The 14,981-nt window shown below is 63.6% G+C and carries 21 protein-coding genes; 5 read left to right on the forward strand and 16 right to left on the reverse strand.

Going from position 1 to position 14,981, the window contains the following annotated elements; all coding sequences use genetic code 11:
- Window positions 1-26: 26 nt before the first annotated feature.
- Window positions 27-1,337, reverse strand: a complete 1,311-nt coding sequence (locus EJ076_RS05610; protein ID WP_109667159.1) for a sugar ABC transporter substrate-binding protein — start codon at window positions 1,335-1,337, stop codon at window positions 27-29.
- A 227-nt stretch (window positions 1,338-1,564) separates the two neighbouring features.
- On the reverse strand, window positions 1,565-2,470 hold the full coding sequence (gene gcvA / locus EJ076_RS05615) for a transcriptional regulator GcvA (RefSeq protein ID WP_126067194.1): 906 nt from the start codon (window positions 2,468-2,470) through the stop codon (window positions 1,565-1,567).
- 110 nt (window positions 2,471-2,580) lie between these two features.
- Between gcvA and EJ076_RS05620 the strand changes: the two genes are divergently transcribed.
- Window positions 2,581-2,766 carry a hypothetical protein gene (locus EJ076_RS05620; protein WP_109667750.1) on the forward strand — a complete coding sequence of 62 codons (186 nt, stop codon included), beginning with the start codon at window positions 2,581-2,583 and terminating at the stop codon, window positions 2,764-2,766.
- A 64-nt stretch (window positions 2,767-2,830) separates the two neighbouring features.
- Here EJ076_RS05620 and EJ076_RS05625 read toward each other — a convergent pair whose 3' ends face one another.
- On the reverse strand, window positions 2,831-3,790 hold the full coding sequence (locus EJ076_RS05625; protein ID WP_109667747.1) for a sugar-binding transcriptional regulator: 960 nt from the start codon (window positions 3,788-3,790) through the stop codon (window positions 2,831-2,833).
- Window positions 3,791-4,047: 257 nt separating this feature from the next.
- On the opposite strand from EJ076_RS05625, the gene EJ076_RS05630 reads away from it, so the two are divergent.
- Window positions 4,048-4,680, forward strand: coding sequence for an HAD family phosphatase (locus EJ076_RS05630; protein WP_109667154.1), 633 nt, complete (start codon window positions 4,048-4,050; stop codon window positions 4,678-4,680).
- A gap of 4 nt (window positions 4,681-4,684) precedes the next feature.
- Here the strand turns inward: EJ076_RS05630 and EJ076_RS05635 are convergent, their stop codons facing one another.
- From EJ076_RS05635 to ureC, 8 genes are all read right to left on the reverse strand, one after another.
- Window positions 4,685-5,452 carry a class II aldolase and adducin N-terminal domain-containing protein gene (locus EJ076_RS05635; protein ID WP_126067195.1) on the reverse strand — a complete coding sequence of 256 codons (768 nt, stop codon included), beginning with the start codon at window positions 5,450-5,452 and terminating at the stop codon, window positions 4,685-4,687.
- An 81-nt stretch (window positions 5,453-5,533) separates the two neighbouring features.
- Entirely contained in the window at window positions 5,534-6,178 is a 645-nt protein-coding gene (gene ureG, locus EJ076_RS05640; RefSeq protein WP_126067196.1) for an urease accessory protein UreG, read from the reverse strand.
- Window positions 6,175-6,615, reverse strand: a complete 441-nt coding sequence (locus EJ076_RS05645; RefSeq protein ID WP_126067197.1) for a DUF3995 domain-containing protein — start codon at window positions 6,613-6,615, stop codon at window positions 6,175-6,177. The genes ureG and EJ076_RS05645 overlap by 4 nt, the downstream gene beginning before the upstream one ends.
- Window positions 6,612-7,283 carry an urease accessory protein UreF gene (locus EJ076_RS05650; protein ID WP_164548548.1) on the reverse strand — a complete coding sequence of 224 codons (672 nt, stop codon included), beginning with the start codon at window positions 7,281-7,283 and terminating at the stop codon, window positions 6,612-6,614. The genes EJ076_RS05645 and EJ076_RS05650 overlap by 4 nt, the downstream gene beginning before the upstream one ends.
- Complete coding sequence (locus EJ076_RS05655; protein WP_126067198.1) at window positions 7,276-7,869, reverse strand: urease accessory protein UreE; 594 nt, start codon at window positions 7,867-7,869, stop codon at window positions 7,276-7,278. The genes EJ076_RS05650 and EJ076_RS05655 overlap by 8 nt, the downstream gene beginning before the upstream one ends.
- Complete coding sequence (locus tag EJ076_RS05660; RefSeq protein ID WP_126067199.1) at window positions 7,866-8,471, reverse strand: glutathione S-transferase family protein; 606 nt, start codon at window positions 8,469-8,471, stop codon at window positions 7,866-7,868. Before EJ076_RS05660 ends, EJ076_RS05655 begins: the two co-directional genes overlap by 4 nt.
- Before the next feature lie 44 nt (window positions 8,472-8,515).
- Window positions 8,516-9,109 (reverse strand): hypothetical protein, encoded by a 594-nt coding sequence (locus EJ076_RS05665; RefSeq protein WP_109667140.1) that lies wholly within the window; start codon window positions 9,107-9,109, stop codon window positions 8,516-8,518.
- 92 nt (window positions 9,110-9,201) lie between these two features.
- Window positions 9,202-10,917, reverse strand: coding sequence for an urease subunit alpha (gene ureC, locus EJ076_RS05670; RefSeq protein WP_164548821.1), 1,716 nt, complete (start codon window positions 10,915-10,917; stop codon window positions 9,202-9,204).
- 197 nt (window positions 10,918-11,114) lie between these two features.
- Between ureC and EJ076_RS05675 the strand changes: the two genes are divergently transcribed.
- Both EJ076_RS05675 and EJ076_RS05680 read left to right on the forward strand, forming a co-directional pair.
- A complete protein-coding gene (locus EJ076_RS05675) occupies window positions 11,115-11,501 on the forward strand; it encodes a hypothetical protein (RefSeq protein WP_126067201.1) in 387 nt (128 codons plus the stop codon).
- Window positions 11,502-11,630: 129 nt separating this feature from the next.
- Window positions 11,631-12,125 (forward strand): hypothetical protein, encoded by a 495-nt coding sequence (locus tag EJ076_RS05680; RefSeq protein WP_126067202.1) that lies wholly within the window; start codon window positions 11,631-11,633, stop codon window positions 12,123-12,125.
- 20 nt (window positions 12,126-12,145) lie between these two features.
- Here EJ076_RS05680 and EJ076_RS05685 read toward each other — a convergent pair whose 3' ends face one another.
- Genes EJ076_RS05685 through EJ076_RS05705 form a run of 5 tightly spaced genes read right to left on the reverse strand, consistent with a single transcriptional unit; the run spans window position 12,146 to window position 14,510 of the window.
- Window positions 12,146-12,451 carry an urease subunit beta gene (locus EJ076_RS05685; protein WP_126067203.1) on the reverse strand — a complete coding sequence of 102 codons (306 nt, stop codon included), beginning with the start codon at window positions 12,449-12,451 and terminating at the stop codon, window positions 12,146-12,148.
- Between the two features lie 8 nt (window positions 12,452-12,459).
- Window positions 12,460-13,047, reverse strand: coding sequence for a HupE/UreJ family protein (locus EJ076_RS05690; RefSeq protein ID WP_126067204.1), 588 nt, complete (start codon window positions 13,045-13,047; stop codon window positions 12,460-12,462).
- A 33-nt stretch (window positions 13,048-13,080) separates the two neighbouring features.
- Window positions 13,081-13,335: a DUF1272 domain-containing protein gene (locus tag EJ076_RS05695; protein WP_126067205.1), complete on the reverse strand. Its 255-nt coding sequence runs from the start codon at window positions 13,333-13,335 to the stop codon at window positions 13,081-13,083.
- A gap of 10 nt (window positions 13,336-13,345) precedes the next feature.
- Complete coding sequence (locus tag EJ076_RS05700) at window positions 13,346-13,648, reverse strand: urease subunit gamma (protein ID WP_023693076.1); 303 nt, start codon at window positions 13,646-13,648, stop codon at window positions 13,346-13,348.
- Window positions 13,649-13,676: 28 nt separating this feature from the next.
- Window positions 13,677-14,510: an urease accessory protein UreD gene (locus tag EJ076_RS05705; protein WP_126067206.1), complete on the reverse strand. Its 834-nt coding sequence runs from the start codon at window positions 14,508-14,510 to the stop codon at window positions 13,677-13,679.
- A 215-nt stretch (window positions 14,511-14,725) separates the two neighbouring features.
- Between EJ076_RS05705 and EJ076_RS05710 the strand changes: the two genes are divergently transcribed.
- Window positions 14,726-14,980, forward strand: coding sequence for an acyl carrier protein (locus EJ076_RS05710; RefSeq protein WP_013528393.1), 255 nt, complete (start codon window positions 14,726-14,728; stop codon window positions 14,978-14,980).
- Window position 14,981 lies beyond the last annotated feature (1 nt).

Here is a 14,981-nt window from a genome sequence, read left to right on the forward strand (position 1 = left end):
ACCGGCATTCGGCACCGGGAGGAGCCTTACTTGATGTATCCGCCTTCGGTCATTGCCGCAGTGGCAGCGTCCTGGGCCTGTTTCAGGGCATCGTCGACGCTCGACTGGCCGGCAAGAGCTGCCGAGAAGAGCTGGCCGACGGTGGTGCCAAGGCCCTGGAACTCAGGGATGGCGACGAACTGGACGCCGACATAGGGCACCGGCTTGACGGTCGGATGCGTCGGATCGGCGGCATTGATGGAGTCCAGCGTCATCTTGGCGAACGGAGCCGCCTTCTGGTACTCGGCATTGGCGTAGAGCGAGGTGCGCGTTCCGGGAGGAGCGTTGGCCCAGCCTTCCTTCGACGCGACCAGTTCCGCATAGTGCTTGCTGGTCGCCCAGGAGACGAACTTCTCGGCGGCATCAGCCTTCTGCGTGCCGGCGGGGATCGCCAGCGACCAAGCCCACAGCCAGTTGCCGCGCTTGCCCAGGCCATTGTCCGGCGCCAAGGCATAGCCGACCTTGTCGGCGACGGTCGAGTTCTTCGGGTCCGAAACGAAGGACGCAGCGACGGTGGCGTCGATCCACATGCCGCATTTGCCCTGCTGGAACAGCGCCAGGTTTTCGTTGAAGCCGTTGGAGGACGCGCCCTCGGGGCCGTCGGCCTTCATCAGGTCGACATAGAACTGCAGCGTGTTCTTCCATTCCGGCTGGTCGAACTGCGGCTTCCAGTTCTCGTCGAACCAGCGGGCGCCGAAGGAGTTCGACATGGCGGTCAGGAAGGCCATGTTCTCGCCCCAGCCGGCCTTGCCGCGCAGGCACACACCGTTCACGCCATTGGCGCGATCGGTCATCTTGTCGGCGGCCTGCTTGATGAAGTCCCAGGTCGGCGCATCGGGCATCTTCAGCCCGGCCTTGTCCATCAGGTCCTTGCGGTACATGACGAACGAGCTTTCGCCGTAGAACGGCGCGGCATAAAGCTTGCCGTCGACCGAAAGGCCGCCGGCGATGGCCGGGATGATGTCCTTGGCGTCATAGTCGTCGCCGAGCTTGTCGAGCGGCAGGAGCCAGCTCTGCTTGGCCCAGATCGGAACTTCATACGTGCCGATGGTCATCACGTCATACTGGCCACCCTTGGTGGCGATATCGGTGGTGACGCGCTCGCGCAGCACGTTCTCTTCAAGCGTAACCCAGTTGAGCTGGATGTCGGGGTTCGCCTTGGTGAAGTCTTCCGTCAGCTTTTGCATGCGGACCATATCGCCATTGTTGACGGTGGCGATGGTGATGGATTCGGCGTGTGCGGCAAACGCAAGAGCGCTGGCCGACAACAGACCCAGGGTGAGCGTGCGAAGTTTCATCAAATTCCTCCCTTGAACCAAGATGAGCATTTGCCTTGGCTTTGGGCAATTACTCACTTGGCATGAATTATGTCAAGTCGGATTCGATGCTGCAGCGCAGCACTCGGTGACGCCTCGGACCGGGAACGTGTGGAAATTGCCAGCGTGAGCCTCGCCCGTCGCCGGGACATCAGGTGACGATAGCGGAAGGGTTTGCGGGACTTGGTGCGGTACCGGACGGCTTGCCGTCAGCAGGCGATCTCGGCCAGCAGCCAGTCGCGGAAGGCACGGATCTTCGGCACGGTGCGGCGCGCCTGGGGATAGACCAGCCAGTAGGCGTGGCCGTCATCGCCGACCAGATCGAAAGGCTGGATCAGACGGCCGTCGGCGAGTTCCGCCTTGAACAGCGCCCTGGTCAGGATCGCGACGCCGTGACCGGCGATTGCCGCATTGGCCTCATAAGCCTGCGCGCCCATGCTGCTGCCGGGTCGTCTGGCAAGATCGTGCGAGTGCACGCCGGCCGCCGAAAACCACTCCGTCCACCAGATGTCGCCGGGATCGAGGATCGGCAGCCGCAGGAGATCGGCCGGTTCGTTGACGCCACCGATGCTTGCCGCGAGCTTCGGGCTCAGCATCGGCGTGAAATCGGCATCGAGCAGCTTGTGTGCCTCCAGGCCCGGCCATTTGCCGCCGCCCGAGCGGATGGCGATATCGGTATCCTCGCGGGCAAAGTCTGTCAGGCGGCTCGACGTCTCGAGCCGCACGGCAAGTGCGGGATGAGCGATCTGGAACGATCCCAGCCGGTGCGCCAGCCAGTTCGAGGCAAAGGTCAGAACGGTGGTGACGCACAGCAACCCGTCGGCGCCGGCGCGCGCCGCGGCATAGGCCTGGCCAAGAATGGCAAAGGCTTCGCCGACAGCGGGCGCCAGACGTTGTCCGGCCTCGGTCAACGCGATCTGGCGCGGCCGGCGCAGGAACAGCGGTGAGCCGATGCGCTCTTCCAGCACCTTGATCTGATAGCTGACCGCTGCCTGCGTCATGCCGAGTTCGCCGGCGGCCTTGGTGAAGGAAAGATGCCGCGCCACCGCGTCGAACACCCTGATCGCCTGCAGCGGGGGGAGTTGCGAAACCTGTCGCGAGCTGAGGTCAGGCATAAGGCCTCCTTATGGGCCATGATCAATGTTCGATTGGCTAAGGCGGCCGGCAAGACCGACATACAGCATCAACCCATCATTCGGGTTCAGGATAGCGGAGGTTGACGATCATGACCATGGCGCAGCAAAAATGCACTCCCACCCCGGATCATCGTTGGATTTCGTGGCTCACGGACGGATTTGGCTGGTTCGCGATAAAAAGGAGGGCACATCTGGACGTCAGGGATCTGTCGCCGCATCTGCAGCGCGACCTCGGCTTCCTCGATGGCAACGACCCTTTCGGCCGGCACAGATAGCTCGGCTGACTTTATCGCAAATCTGTTGCTAAGCTGCCATGCCCCACAAACAAAGGCGACCCCGTCAGACGCTGGCCAGCAGGGCAGCGGCGGTCCGCTCATCGGTGATGAGGCCATTGATCAGCCGCCGGTTGGCGGCCGCCAGTATGCCCGGCAGCTTTCGTTCGCCCATCGCCAATGCGATGACCAGCGATTTTTCGCGCGACGGCAGCGAAGCCGACGACACCCGGTCGTTGGTAATGCCCTCGATCATGCGGCCTTCGCGGTCGAACACCCAGCCGACGATCTCGGCAATGCCGCCGGCTTTCTGCAGCGCCTTCAATTCGCTCTCCGAAATGAAGCCGTCCTCATAGAGCGGCGCCTTGGGGCCGAGATCGCCAATGCCGATGAAGGTGACGTCGGCCTCGGCCGCCAGCGCCAGCGTCGGCTGGATCATCGGCTGGTTGAGCAGCATCTCGCGCTCCTCCGGCGAAGAGGCGATGACCGGCAGCGGCATCGGAAAGGAGCGCGCCTTGACCCTGTCGGCCATGGTGAAGATGACGTTGTAGAAGGCGGCCGAGCCGTCCGGCGAGATGTTGCCGGTCAACGACACCACCTTGTGCTGCGGACATTCCATCGGCGGCAGCTGCTCGATCGCCGCCTTCAGCGTGCGCCCGGTGCCGATCGCCATGACGATCGGGGTCGGTGACCGCAGCCGCCGCTCGATCTCGGCGGCAGCCGCCTCGGCGATGCCGATCGTCGTAGAGGATGAATTCGGATCGCTCGGCACCACTTCGACCAGATCGAGCGCGAAGCGCGATCTCAGCCGTGCCGCCAGATCAAGGCAGTTGGCGATCGGATGATCGACGCGAACCTTGATCAGGCCCTCCGACACCGCCAGTGATACCAGCCGCTGCGCCGTCTGCCGCGAGATGCCGAGCGTGGCGGCAATCTGGTCCTGTGTGTTGCCGGCAACATAATAAAGCCAGCCGGCGCGCGCCGCGTCGTCCAGCCTGTTGCTGCCACCATCCTGCCGGGTATTCACGTCCTGCCTCCCGAAACCGCCGGTCATGAGAGCGGCCCACGCCCACTTTCGCAGGGAACGGCCCGCTGCGCAATTGTCAATCTCCAGGGCAATTGCTTGCCGCCCGCCGGCGCAGGCGGGGCCAAATTTCCTTCTTCCACGATGTCGGTGTCAGGCAAAGAAGCGCGGTTGCGGTCCCGGTAGGCGGCAGGTTCTTCGATCCCGAAGGTTTATCTCCCGGCTCAAACCCTTTAAGGGATCGCAAAAAGGAGCGCTGCATGACACCGAAAGCGGTTTTCTGGGATATGGATGGCACGCTGGTCGACAGCGAACCGCTGCACGAGGCAGCCTTGGTGGCCGCGATGCGCAATGTCGGCCTCGTGCCGCCTGATGATCTGCATGAGCGCGTGCTGGGCGTTGCCGCCTGGCCGGTCTACGAGATGATGCGCGACGAGTTCGGCCTGGATCTGCCTTTCGACGACTGGATCGTGCGCAAATACGAGCACTATCTGCCGCTGGTCGAGCGCTTGCAGCCGCGTCCCGGCGCGATCGAGATCTTCAATGAGCTGCGCGAAAGGGGCGTGGCGCAGGCCGTGGTCTCGAATTCGGACCGGATGATCGTCGACGCCAATCTGAGCATGGTCGGCCTGACCTACCCCGGCATGAAGACGATCAGCCGTAACGACGTGCGCGAAGGCAAGCCGCATGCCGAGCCGTTCCTGCGCGCCGCCTATCTAGCCGATGTCGATCCCGCGCAGGCCGTGGCCATCGACGACAGCTGGCCGGGCGCCATGGCGGGGCTGGCGGCGGGAATGAAGACGATTTTCTGGCCGGAAGCGCCGATGGAAGGCCCGCCCGGCGCCGTCGTCATCAACAGCGCCGATCAGCTCCGGGCAGAACTAGGCCTGTAGGCCATCAATTCCGGTAGACCGGTTCCTGCTCGTCGAGGATCGCCTTCAGCTCGCTGAGATGGCGTTCGGCCTGGCCGGGATAGTCGTCCATCTCGCTTGCCGCCTTTTCGGCGATAGCATCGGACAGCGTGCGCAGCTCTCGGCCGGTCCATAGCGCCTTGATGTAGGTCTCGGCGGCGCGCTCGAAATAGAACATGCGGTTGAAGGCATCGGCGACCGTATCGCCGATGACCAGCACGCCGTGATTGCCCATCACCATCACTTTGACCTTGGGATCGACGAGAAGCTGCGAGCAGCGTTCGCCCTCCTCTTCGAAGGCCAGCCCGCCATAATGCGCGTCGACGACATGGCGGTTGAAGAACATCGCCGAATTCTGGTCGATCGGCGGCAGGCGAGAGTCGGCGAGCGATGCCAGCACCGTGGCGTGGATCGAGTGCACATGCATGACGCAGCGCGCGTGCCGGACATTGCGATGGATGGCGCCGTGCAGCCCCCACGCTGTCGGATCGGGCGCGTCCGGGCCGGAGAGCGTGTCCGGATCGTTGGCATCGATCATCAAAAGGTCGCTCGCCTTGATGCGTGAGAAATGCACCTGGTTGGGGTTCATCAGGAACTGCGTGCCGTCGTCATTGACGGCCAGCGAGAAATGATTGGCGACAGCCTCGTGCATGTTGAGCCGCGCCGTCCAGCGGAAGGCAGCGGCAAGATCGACGCGCTCCTCATAGAAGGGCAGGTTGGTCAGCGTTTCCTTTTGCAGGCGGGCGATGCTCATCGAAATTCCTCCGGTTTTGGCAAGAATGCCGTGACCAGCCCATGCCCGCAACTGGTTTTGGTTGGTGCAGGGATGGCTATCTCATGCAGCCGTGCTGGCAGCAGCAGCGCCGGCTCGCAGGCCGCCATGCTCGACGATGAAATCGATCACCTCCTGCAGCCCTTTGCCGCGCGACAGATCGGTGAAGCCGAACGGCCGCTTGCCGCGCATGCGGCCGGCGTCACTCTCCATGACATCGAGGTTGACGTTCACGTAAGGAGCGAGATCGCTCTTGTTGATCACCAGGAAATCGGAGCGGGTGATCGCTGGCCCGCCCTTGCGCGGGATCTCCTCGCCCTGGCAAACCGAGATGACATAGAGCGTCAGGTCGGCGAGATCGGGCGAGAAGGTGGCGGCGAGGTTGTCGCCGCCGGATTCGATGAAGACGATGTCGAGATCCGGGAATTTCCTGTTCATCTCGGCGATCGCCTGCAGATTGATCGAGGCATCCTCGCGGATCGCGGTGTGCGGGCAGCCGCCGGTCTCGACACCCATGATGCGATCCTCGGGCAGCGCCTGCAGCCGTGCCAGCATCATGGCGTCTTCCTTGGTGTAGATGTCGTTGGTGACGACCGCGATGGAAAACTCGTCGCGCAGCGCCTTGCACAGTTTTTCGGTCAGAGTCGTCTTGCCCGAACCGACCGGACCACCGATGCCGACGCGCAGCGGGCCATTTGTCTGTGTCATGCGGGAAACTCCGTGATGGCGAGGATGGCAAAGCCGAGCCCGATCAACAGGCACAGCGGCGAATAGTAGCGCAGGTCGAGCCGCGCGAAAGGCTGTTCCGGCGTCAGCCGCCGCCACCATGGCGTGAAACCGGCTATGCCGCGTCCCAGGAACACCAGCCCGATGAGCAGCGAAGTGGCGGCGAGACCCTCCTTGGGAAAGGGCGAAGCAAAGAAGCCGATGAGCGCCAGCGGCCACAGCGTCGCCAGGCCGAGACAGGCGGCAACGGCGAAACTGGCGAACGGCGTCGGCATCTCCTCGACGCCGCGAAAACCGACAACGGCACGAGCGCAGGTGGCCGCATCCTGGCCCGGCCAGATGCCGCCAAGGCCCCAATAGACATGCAGGGCGGTGATCAGCAACAGGACAAGGGAGAGCGCGAAGGCGAGTAAAATCATGAGCGGAACAATCGCGAATACTGGGTTTCGTGCTTCATCGCCATGACATCGGAAACGAACGCGCAGCCGCCGAGATCATCCAGTGTCGAGCGCGCGGCGCGGGCTGCGGTCGCCAGGGCCAATGGCTCGAAGCCGGCTAACAACATGGTCGCGCCGCTCTGTCCGACGACACCAAGCCGGATCGCAGCCTGGACGAGGTTGGAAAAGAAGGTCTGCAGGAAGGCGGACAGCGCATTCTGAAGCGCAATTGAATTGCCGCCGGCAATGGCGCCGACGGCAACGCAATAGGCGCATTCGGCCGGCAAGCGCTCCAGCACCGGATTTGACCAGGCCGCTGCCGCTTTGAGGAAGGCGGCGCCTTGCAGCATGGTCTCGGTGTGGCGTTCGCGCGAGCCGGCCAGCGCCTCGGCGAGTGCCGTTATTTCATCGAGATCGCCAGTGTGGCGTGCGCGGCGCCAGCTCTCAGCGAACAGCACGGCGTCGTTCCAGCCCGAACCCATCTCGACCAGCGTTTCCAGCCAGCCGGCGAGGCTCTCGGCATCGGCAACCAGCCCGTCATGCACCGCGCGCTCGAGGCCATGGCTGTAGGAAAAGCCCCCGACCGGAAAGGAAGGCGACAACCACGCCATCAGCCGCAGCAGGGCGATGTGCGAGGGCTGGTCAGTCATGGTCGTGGTGGTGGCCAGCATGACTGTGCGAATGGGAATGCGATTCGCTATGAGAATGGCTGTGCGCGTCGGCGTGGCTATGGGCATGCGCATGGCCGTGATCGTAGCTTTGCCCGCCATGGCCGGAATAGGCGCCGCGCACCGGCTTGAACGGCTCGGAAACGTCGGTCACCGTCGCGCCGAGCCCCTCCAGCATCGCCTTGATGACATGGTCGCGCAGGACGAGGATGCGCCCGGCTTCGATGCTCGCCGCAAGATGACGGTTGCCGATGTGCCAGGCGAGCTCGGCCAGATGCACGCCGTCGCGAGCCCGGATGTCGTAGACATCTTCCGGCGCCGCGATGATCTCGATATGGCCGCCATCCTCCAGCACCAGCCGGTCGCCATCATTCAAGGCGACGGGTTCGGGCAGGTCGACCAGCACCTTGCTGCCGTCGGCAAGTTCGATGGCCCGGCGACGCAGATGCCGCTCGTCATGGGCGAGCACGGCCTGGCCGGACGGCATGATGGTTCCGGCGTTGCCCGGGGTCAGCACCGAGATGGCGCGCGGGAATTTGGTGAAGTCGGTGTTGAGGTTGAGCTTCATTTCATGGAGCCTCCGTTAGCCTGCGCTCGTGCGCGAGCGGGCCGCGCCAGCACGCGGTCGAAATAGGCGTTGACGCGCTCGGACTCGATCGGGAATTTTCCGGCGCGGGCCCAGTTGCCCATGTCGCCCAACAGCACGTCGACTGCCGAAAACCGCTCGCCCAGCGCAAACGTTTTGTCGCCAAGCCGGCGATCCAGCGCCTTAAGCTCCGAGACGAAGTCATAGGTCGCCGCAGGACCGACATCGACCCGCATTTCCTTCGGCAGCAGGAAGCGATGGCGCAATTTGTTCCACAGCGGCGCTTCGAATTCCGATTGGGCAAAATGCATCCAGGAATCCATCTCGGCGCGGCCGGCGACGCCCGGATTGGCGCCCATGCCCTTGTCCGCGTGCTTATCAGCGAGATAGACGCAGATCGCCGCCGAATCCGTCACCGTCAGCTCGCCGTCGATCAGGATCGGCACCTTGCCCGAAGGGTTGAGTGTGTAGGCTTCCGGCGAGCGCAGCTTCACCTCGACGAATTCATAGGGTTGCCCGAGTTCCTCGAGCATCCAGAGAACGCGGCTGACCCGGGATCCACGCGATCCAACGGCTTTGTACATGCGCAAACCTGCCTTTCCCGAACAACCTAGACCATCGCGTTCGCTCAGACGATGGTGTCGAAGAGCCGCAGGATGAACGATATCTGATAGATGAGCGCCGCCGTGACAAAGGCGATGTGGAAGCGGCGATCGCGCACCAGGATCGCGGCGATGCAGAGCGCGACGAAGACCGGCGTGCGGAACAGGTACTCGTTGCCGAAGCGGGCGAAATGCTCCGGTCCTTTCAGCAGCGTGTCGACCACGTCGAGCAGGTAGGTCGCCGCCAGCAGGCCGAAGAACCAGGCCCGGCGCGAATAGAAGAAATCCTCGTAGCTCGTGTAGTCCAGCATCGAATCGGGAAACAAAAGCGCGCAGAGCAGGAACAGCGTGATCGCATAGAAAATGATGAACAGGTATTTGCCGAAGGTCCAGGTCTCGATGGCGTAGAGGCCGAACTCCCACCACCAGAAATGCACCAGCATCAGGAGCACCGAGACGACCCAGGCCAGATGCACGGTATAGAGCTTGTACTGGCCGGGATGCTGGACGATGCGCGCCACCCCCGACAGCAGGCGGGCGACGCCAAGCCCGATCACCATGCCCATGACGATGCGGATATGCGGGAAGATGTCGTGGGCGGAAGCGATTTCGGTGGCCATGCTTGATCACAATGCAGCTGTTGGTTGGCCGCATATTGCTGCCTCCCACCAAGGGCTGCAACGGATAATGCTCGCCCGGTCGGATCGCCGCTTCAGAACAGAAAATACCGCTGCGCCATCGGCAGCACCGTCGCCGGCTCGCAGGTCAACAGCTCGCCGTCGGCACGCACCTCGTAGGTTCCCGGGTCGACCTCGACATGCGGCGTGGCGTCGTTGAGCACCATCGAATGCTTGCCGATGCCGCCGCGGGTGTTTTCGACGGCGACGAACTGCTTGTCGACACCCAGCCTGCCGTGCAGGCCGGATTCGAGCGCTGCCTTGGAGACGAAGGTCACCGACGAGTTGGTCCTGGCTTTGCCATAGGCGCCGAACATCGGCCGGTAGTGCATTGGCTGTGGCGTCGGGATCGAGGCGTTGGGGTCGCCCATCGGGGCGGCGGCGATCATGCCGCCGATCAGCACCATGTCCGGCTTGACGCCGAAGAAGGCCGGGTTCCACAGAACCAGGTCGGCGCGTTTGCCGACCGCGATCGAGCCGATGTCCTTCGACAGCCCATGCGCGATGGCCGGATTGATCGTGTATTTGGCGATGTAGCGGCGGACGCGGAAATTGTCGTTGTTGCCGGTTTCCTGCGGCAGCGAGCCGCGCTGGCGCTTCATCTTGTCGGCGGTTTGCCAGGTGCGGATCGCGACTTCGCCGACGCGGCCCATGGCCTGGCTGTCCGACGAGATGATCGAGAAGGCGCCGATGTCATGCAGGATGTCTTCCGCCGCGATGGTCTCCTTGCGGATGCGGCTTTCGGCAAAGGCGATGTCTTCGGGGATTGACGGCGACAGATGATGGCAGACCATCAGCATGTCGAGATGCTCGGCCAGCGTGTTGACCGTGTAGGGCCGCGTCGGATTGGTCGAGGACGGGATGACGTTGGGCAGCCCGCAGACCTTGATAATGTCGGGCGCATGGCCGCCGCCGGCGCCCTCGGTGTGGAAGGCATGGATGGTGCGGCCCTTGATCGCCGCCACAGTGTTTTCGACGAAGCCGGACTCGTTCAGCGTGTCGGTGTGGATCATCACCTGCACGTCGTAGTCGTCGGCGACCGACAGGCAGCAGTCGATCGCCGCCGGCGTCGTGCCCCAGTCCTCGTGCAGCTTCAGCGAACAGGCGCCGCCCAGCACCATTTCCTCGAGTGCTGCAGGCAGCGAAGCATTGCCCTTGCCCGACAGGCCGATGTTCATGGGGAAGGCATCGAAGGACTGGATCATGCGGGCCATGTGCCATGGCCCCGGCGTGCAGGTGGTCGCCAGCGTGCCGTGCGCCGGGCCGGTGCCGCCGCCGAGCATGGTGGTGATGCCGCTCATCAGCGCTTCCTCGATCTGCTGCGGGCAGATGAAGTGGATATGCGCGTCGAAGCCGCCGGCGGTCAGGATCTTGCCTTCGCCGGCGATGATCTCGGTGCCGGGGCCGATGATGATGGTGACGCCATCTTGAGTATCAGGATTGCCGGCCTTCCCGATCGCAGCGATGCGCCCATCTCGCAGACCGATATCGGCCTTGAAGATGCCGGCGCTGGCGTCGACCACCAGCGCGTTGGTGATCACGGAGTCGACAGCGCCTTGCGCTCTGGAAACCTGGCTCTGGCCCATGCCGTCGCGGATCACCTTGCCGCCGCCGAATTTCACCTCCTCGCCATGGATGGTGAGATCCTTCTCCACCTCGATGAACAGCTCGGTGTCGGCAAGCCGCACTCTGTCGCCGACCGTCGGGCCATACATCTGCGCGTAGGCGGCGCGGGTAATTCTGGCCATCAGCGATTGCTCCCGAAATGCGGTTTGCCAAAATGCGGTTTGCCAAAAAAATGCGGTTTGATTGAAGCCCGGCTGCACATTGCCGCCATCCAATGGTCATGGAATGACCCGCTCGGCGACACCTTCTGATCCCATTTGGCGGTTGAGCTTAGGGGGTCACCCCAAACCGACCGTTTACCAAATCGATGGAAGGAAAATCCATGCGCAAAACGATAGTTCTTGCCGCTGCCGCCGCCACGCTGATGCTGGCGGGTGCCGCCGGTGCCCAGCAGCAACCCGCTCCGGCGCCGACCGCACCTGCCCCAGGGGCAACCAAGCCCGCCCCCAGCGCCCAGCCGGCTGTGCCGACGATCCTGAGCGTCAACATCGTCGACATCACCGAGCTGCCAAAGGACACCCAGACACAGGTCAACCAGGTGATTGCCCAGCGTGGCGATGACGGCTTGAAGAAACTGCGTAGCTCGATCGACGCCACGCCCAAGGTGAAGTCGGCGCTGGAGGCCAAGGGGCTCAGTTCGGCGCAAGTCGTCGCCGCCAGCATGGAACCCAATGGCGCACTGACCCTGATCACCAAGAAGGCGAGCTGACAAAGCGGCGCGGCGGGCCGGTATCCAGCCCGCCGGCCGCATCGGCAAAGGAACCTTCGCCGGACGGGAATCGTTTTGTTTCTTTGGCGCTAAACCGCGCCCCGAAACGACGTCTCTCAGGAGCGAGCGATGGCGAGCACTTCCTTTTCTCCCAAAAGACGGCTGCAGGCGGCCACCGCCATGGCATTCTTGGCGGTGGCAGGTTCTGCAGCCGGACTGAAGGCGCAAGGGCTGGAAAGTACGGAGACCGTCAACCGCATCATCGGCTCGCAGGTCAAGCAGGAAGAGGCCAACGCCGCCGCCGAAGCCCGGAACGTCAACACGGCAATCGACCGGACGCGTGAAAACATCGGCACGGTGCGCAAGACGTCCAAGCTTGACAAGGTGGATATCGTGTTCCTCACGGACGCCGCGCGCAGCGAAGGCGGCCCGCCGCCAGCGATCGAGAGCAAGGTCAGACAGCATCAGGACGACATCGCGGAGCTGCGCAAGGAGATCGAGGCCAACGCGCTGCTGTTCAACGCCATCGAATCGCGGCGCGTGCTTGCGCAGGATATTCTCGCCGTCGAATTCGGCGATCCCGGAAAGATCGTCATCTACGCTGCGGCCAAGCCGTCGAACTGAGCTGAGCACGCTGGGAGATCTCACAGCTTGCCCATCACCTTCTGCTGAAATCCGTAGACCTCGCGCTTGCCGCCAATCGGCACCAGCGTGACGTCGCGCTCCTGTCCTGGCTCGAAGCGCATGGCCGTGCCGGCGGCGATGTCGAGGCGCATGCCTCTGGCACGCTCGCGGTCGAACTTCAGCCCCTCATTGGTCTCGAAAAAATGGTAGTGGCTGCCGACCTGAATCGGCCGGTCGCCGCTGTTGGCGACTTTCAGGGTGACGGTCGGCAGACCCTTGTTCAGCTCGATGTCGCCGCTCACCGTAATGACTTCGCCGGGGATCATCGCCACCCTCACAGAACGCCGAAGACGAGGCCGAGACCAACCGCAGCGCAGGCGGCACCCGCGGCGCGGGCCAGGCCACGGAACCGGATACCAAGACCGAGCCCGGCGGCGATGCCGGTGGCATGGAGAGCCGCTGTGGCGATGGCAAAGCCGGCCATGTATTCAAGCCCGCCGGCATTCTCCGGCACTTCGGTGCCGTGGGCGTGGCCGTGGAACAGCGCGAACAGGCCAATGATGGCGACGCCGGCCGAGACCGGCAGATCAACCGCCAGTGCCACCAGCAACCCGAGCGCCACGACCGAGGCCAGTATGCCCGGTTCGACGAAGGGCAGCGGCATATGCAGCATGCCGAGCACACCGCCGACCAGCATGACGCCGACAAAGGCCGCCGGCCAGGCAAGAACCGCCTTGCCGCCCTTGAGCGCCGCCCACAGCCCGACCGCGATCATCACCGTCATGTGATCGAGGCCGGAGAGCGGGTGCATGAAGCCGGCCGTGAAGGAGGAGGTGGTGCCGATGCCGACATGGGCATAGGCCGGTATGGAAGCGGCCAGCAGGAGGATCGCCGACAGGCATAGGCGTTTGGCAGGGATCATTCTATTTGCCTTTCGTTGGGCCGGTCGTGGTGTTCACGCGGCCTTGCGGGGGCCGCAGCCTTCGGCCTTGAGAACGCGCCTGGTCGACGCCGGATATTTCTTCAGCATCGCCGCCGGCCGGAGCGGCCGCGCCGAAAAATTGCCGCCGCAATTGGGGCAGACGCCGCCCAACACCTGTTCCACGCAGTCGATGCAAAAGGTGCACTCGAAGGTGCAGATCAATGCGTCCGCCGCCTCCGGCGGCAGGTCCTTGTCGCAGCATTCGCAGTTGGGGCGCAGCTCAAGCATTCTTCTCTCCTCACCGGATCGGTTCGTGCACGGTCACCAGCTTGGTGCCGTCGGGGAACGTCGCCTCGACCTGCACGTCGTGGATCATCTCGGCGATGCCTTCCATGACTTGCGCGCGGGTCACGACATGGGCGCCGGCCTCCATCAGTTCGGCGACCGGGCGGCCGTCGCGGGCACCCTCGACGACGAAGTCGGTGATCAGCGCGATCGCTTCCGGATGGTTGAGCTTGACGCCGCGTTCGAGCCGCTTGCGCGCCACGATCGCCGCCATGGCGATCAGCAGCTTGTCCTTTTCCCTCGGCGTCAGGTTCATGCGTTTTCCCAAGCTGGTAGCGACAGGCCTACAGTGACCATAATTTGGGCAACCCCGCTCTTCCGTTGAGCAATTCGACGAGTGGAACCAGCCGTTGGCGCAGCTGGTAGCCATCCCCAGCGTAGAGCCTCGCAAGAAGCTTGCCAGATTTCTTCACGCTCCAGGCACTGGCGCTGCCGTGGTCGCCGACGATCGCCAGAACCGGATCGAGCAGGGCTTCGGCCCGCGGCGACACCAAAAGCAGCGTCGCCATCGCGATCGCGCCACCGGCAATCGCCGGGCGATCGAGCGTGGCGGCGATATCGGGTCCGATGCGGAAATCCTCGGCATGAATAAGGGAGCCATCCTGGCGGACCCGCCAGCGGTCGTGGAAATGCCCCTGCGTGGCCCGTTCGCCCATCGCCAGGCGGCCGAAGACGGCAGCTTCCAGCACCAACGCCTCGGCGCCGACGGCAAGCTCGACGTCGAGCGTGCGGGCAAAGGCCGCCCGGTCGAAGACGATGGTTTCCTGCGGCAGCCAGGCGATGCGGCCGTTTTCACCGACCGACAAATTGACCCGCACTTCGGCACGGTCGGATGCCGCCCGGTAGATCTTCTCGCAGGCCTGGGTCGTGATCGACGCCGAAGCAGCCGCGCCGACATCCATGTCCCAGGCGATACGGTCGCCGCCGGTCATCCCGCCGGCGGTGTTGATCAGCACCGCCTCGAGCGGATCGGCCGAGACAGAAGGCATCCTGATCTTGGCGGCACCGTCCTGATAGAGGCGCCGCAGGCGCGTGCGACCCTCACTGAGAGCGCAGGAAAGCCGCGCCACGCCCGCAACGCGCTGCGTCGAAATCCTGCCATGTTCAACCGTATCCATGCCTGCACGTTAAGCACTCCGGCGGCTTTGTCGACCTGGAGTTCGATATAGCTTGTTGCTTGACAACGTTTCGGTTTCTATAGAGGGAACCACCTTGGTACGGTCATGCAGCGCTTGGCGGGGGTATAAAACGACGACGGCGGCTTGATACCAGGAGAAAAAGGGGCGCTGCTCAGTTGGCGTCGGGAAACGTGACATAGTGGGGAAGAAACCGAATGGCCGACCAGCTGGCAACGGATATCATCGCGAAGATCAAGGCTCATGCCGAGCCGGGCGGCGAAGAAATCACCACCACCACCGAATTGACCTCGCTTGGTATCCATTCGCTCGAGCTGACGGAGATCATCTTCGATCTTGAGGAAGAGTATGGCATCGAGATCGAGATGAACACGGTCGACGCCTGGAGCAATCTGAAGAATGTCGGCGATATGGTCGAAGCCGTCCGCGCGCTGATCGCGAAAAAAGCCTGAC

This window comes from Mesorhizobium sp. M7D.F.Ca.US.005.01.1.1, from assembly GCF_003952545.1.
GTDB classification, from domain to species: Bacteria; Pseudomonadota; Alphaproteobacteria; order Rhizobiales; family Rhizobiaceae; genus Mesorhizobium; species Mesorhizobium loti.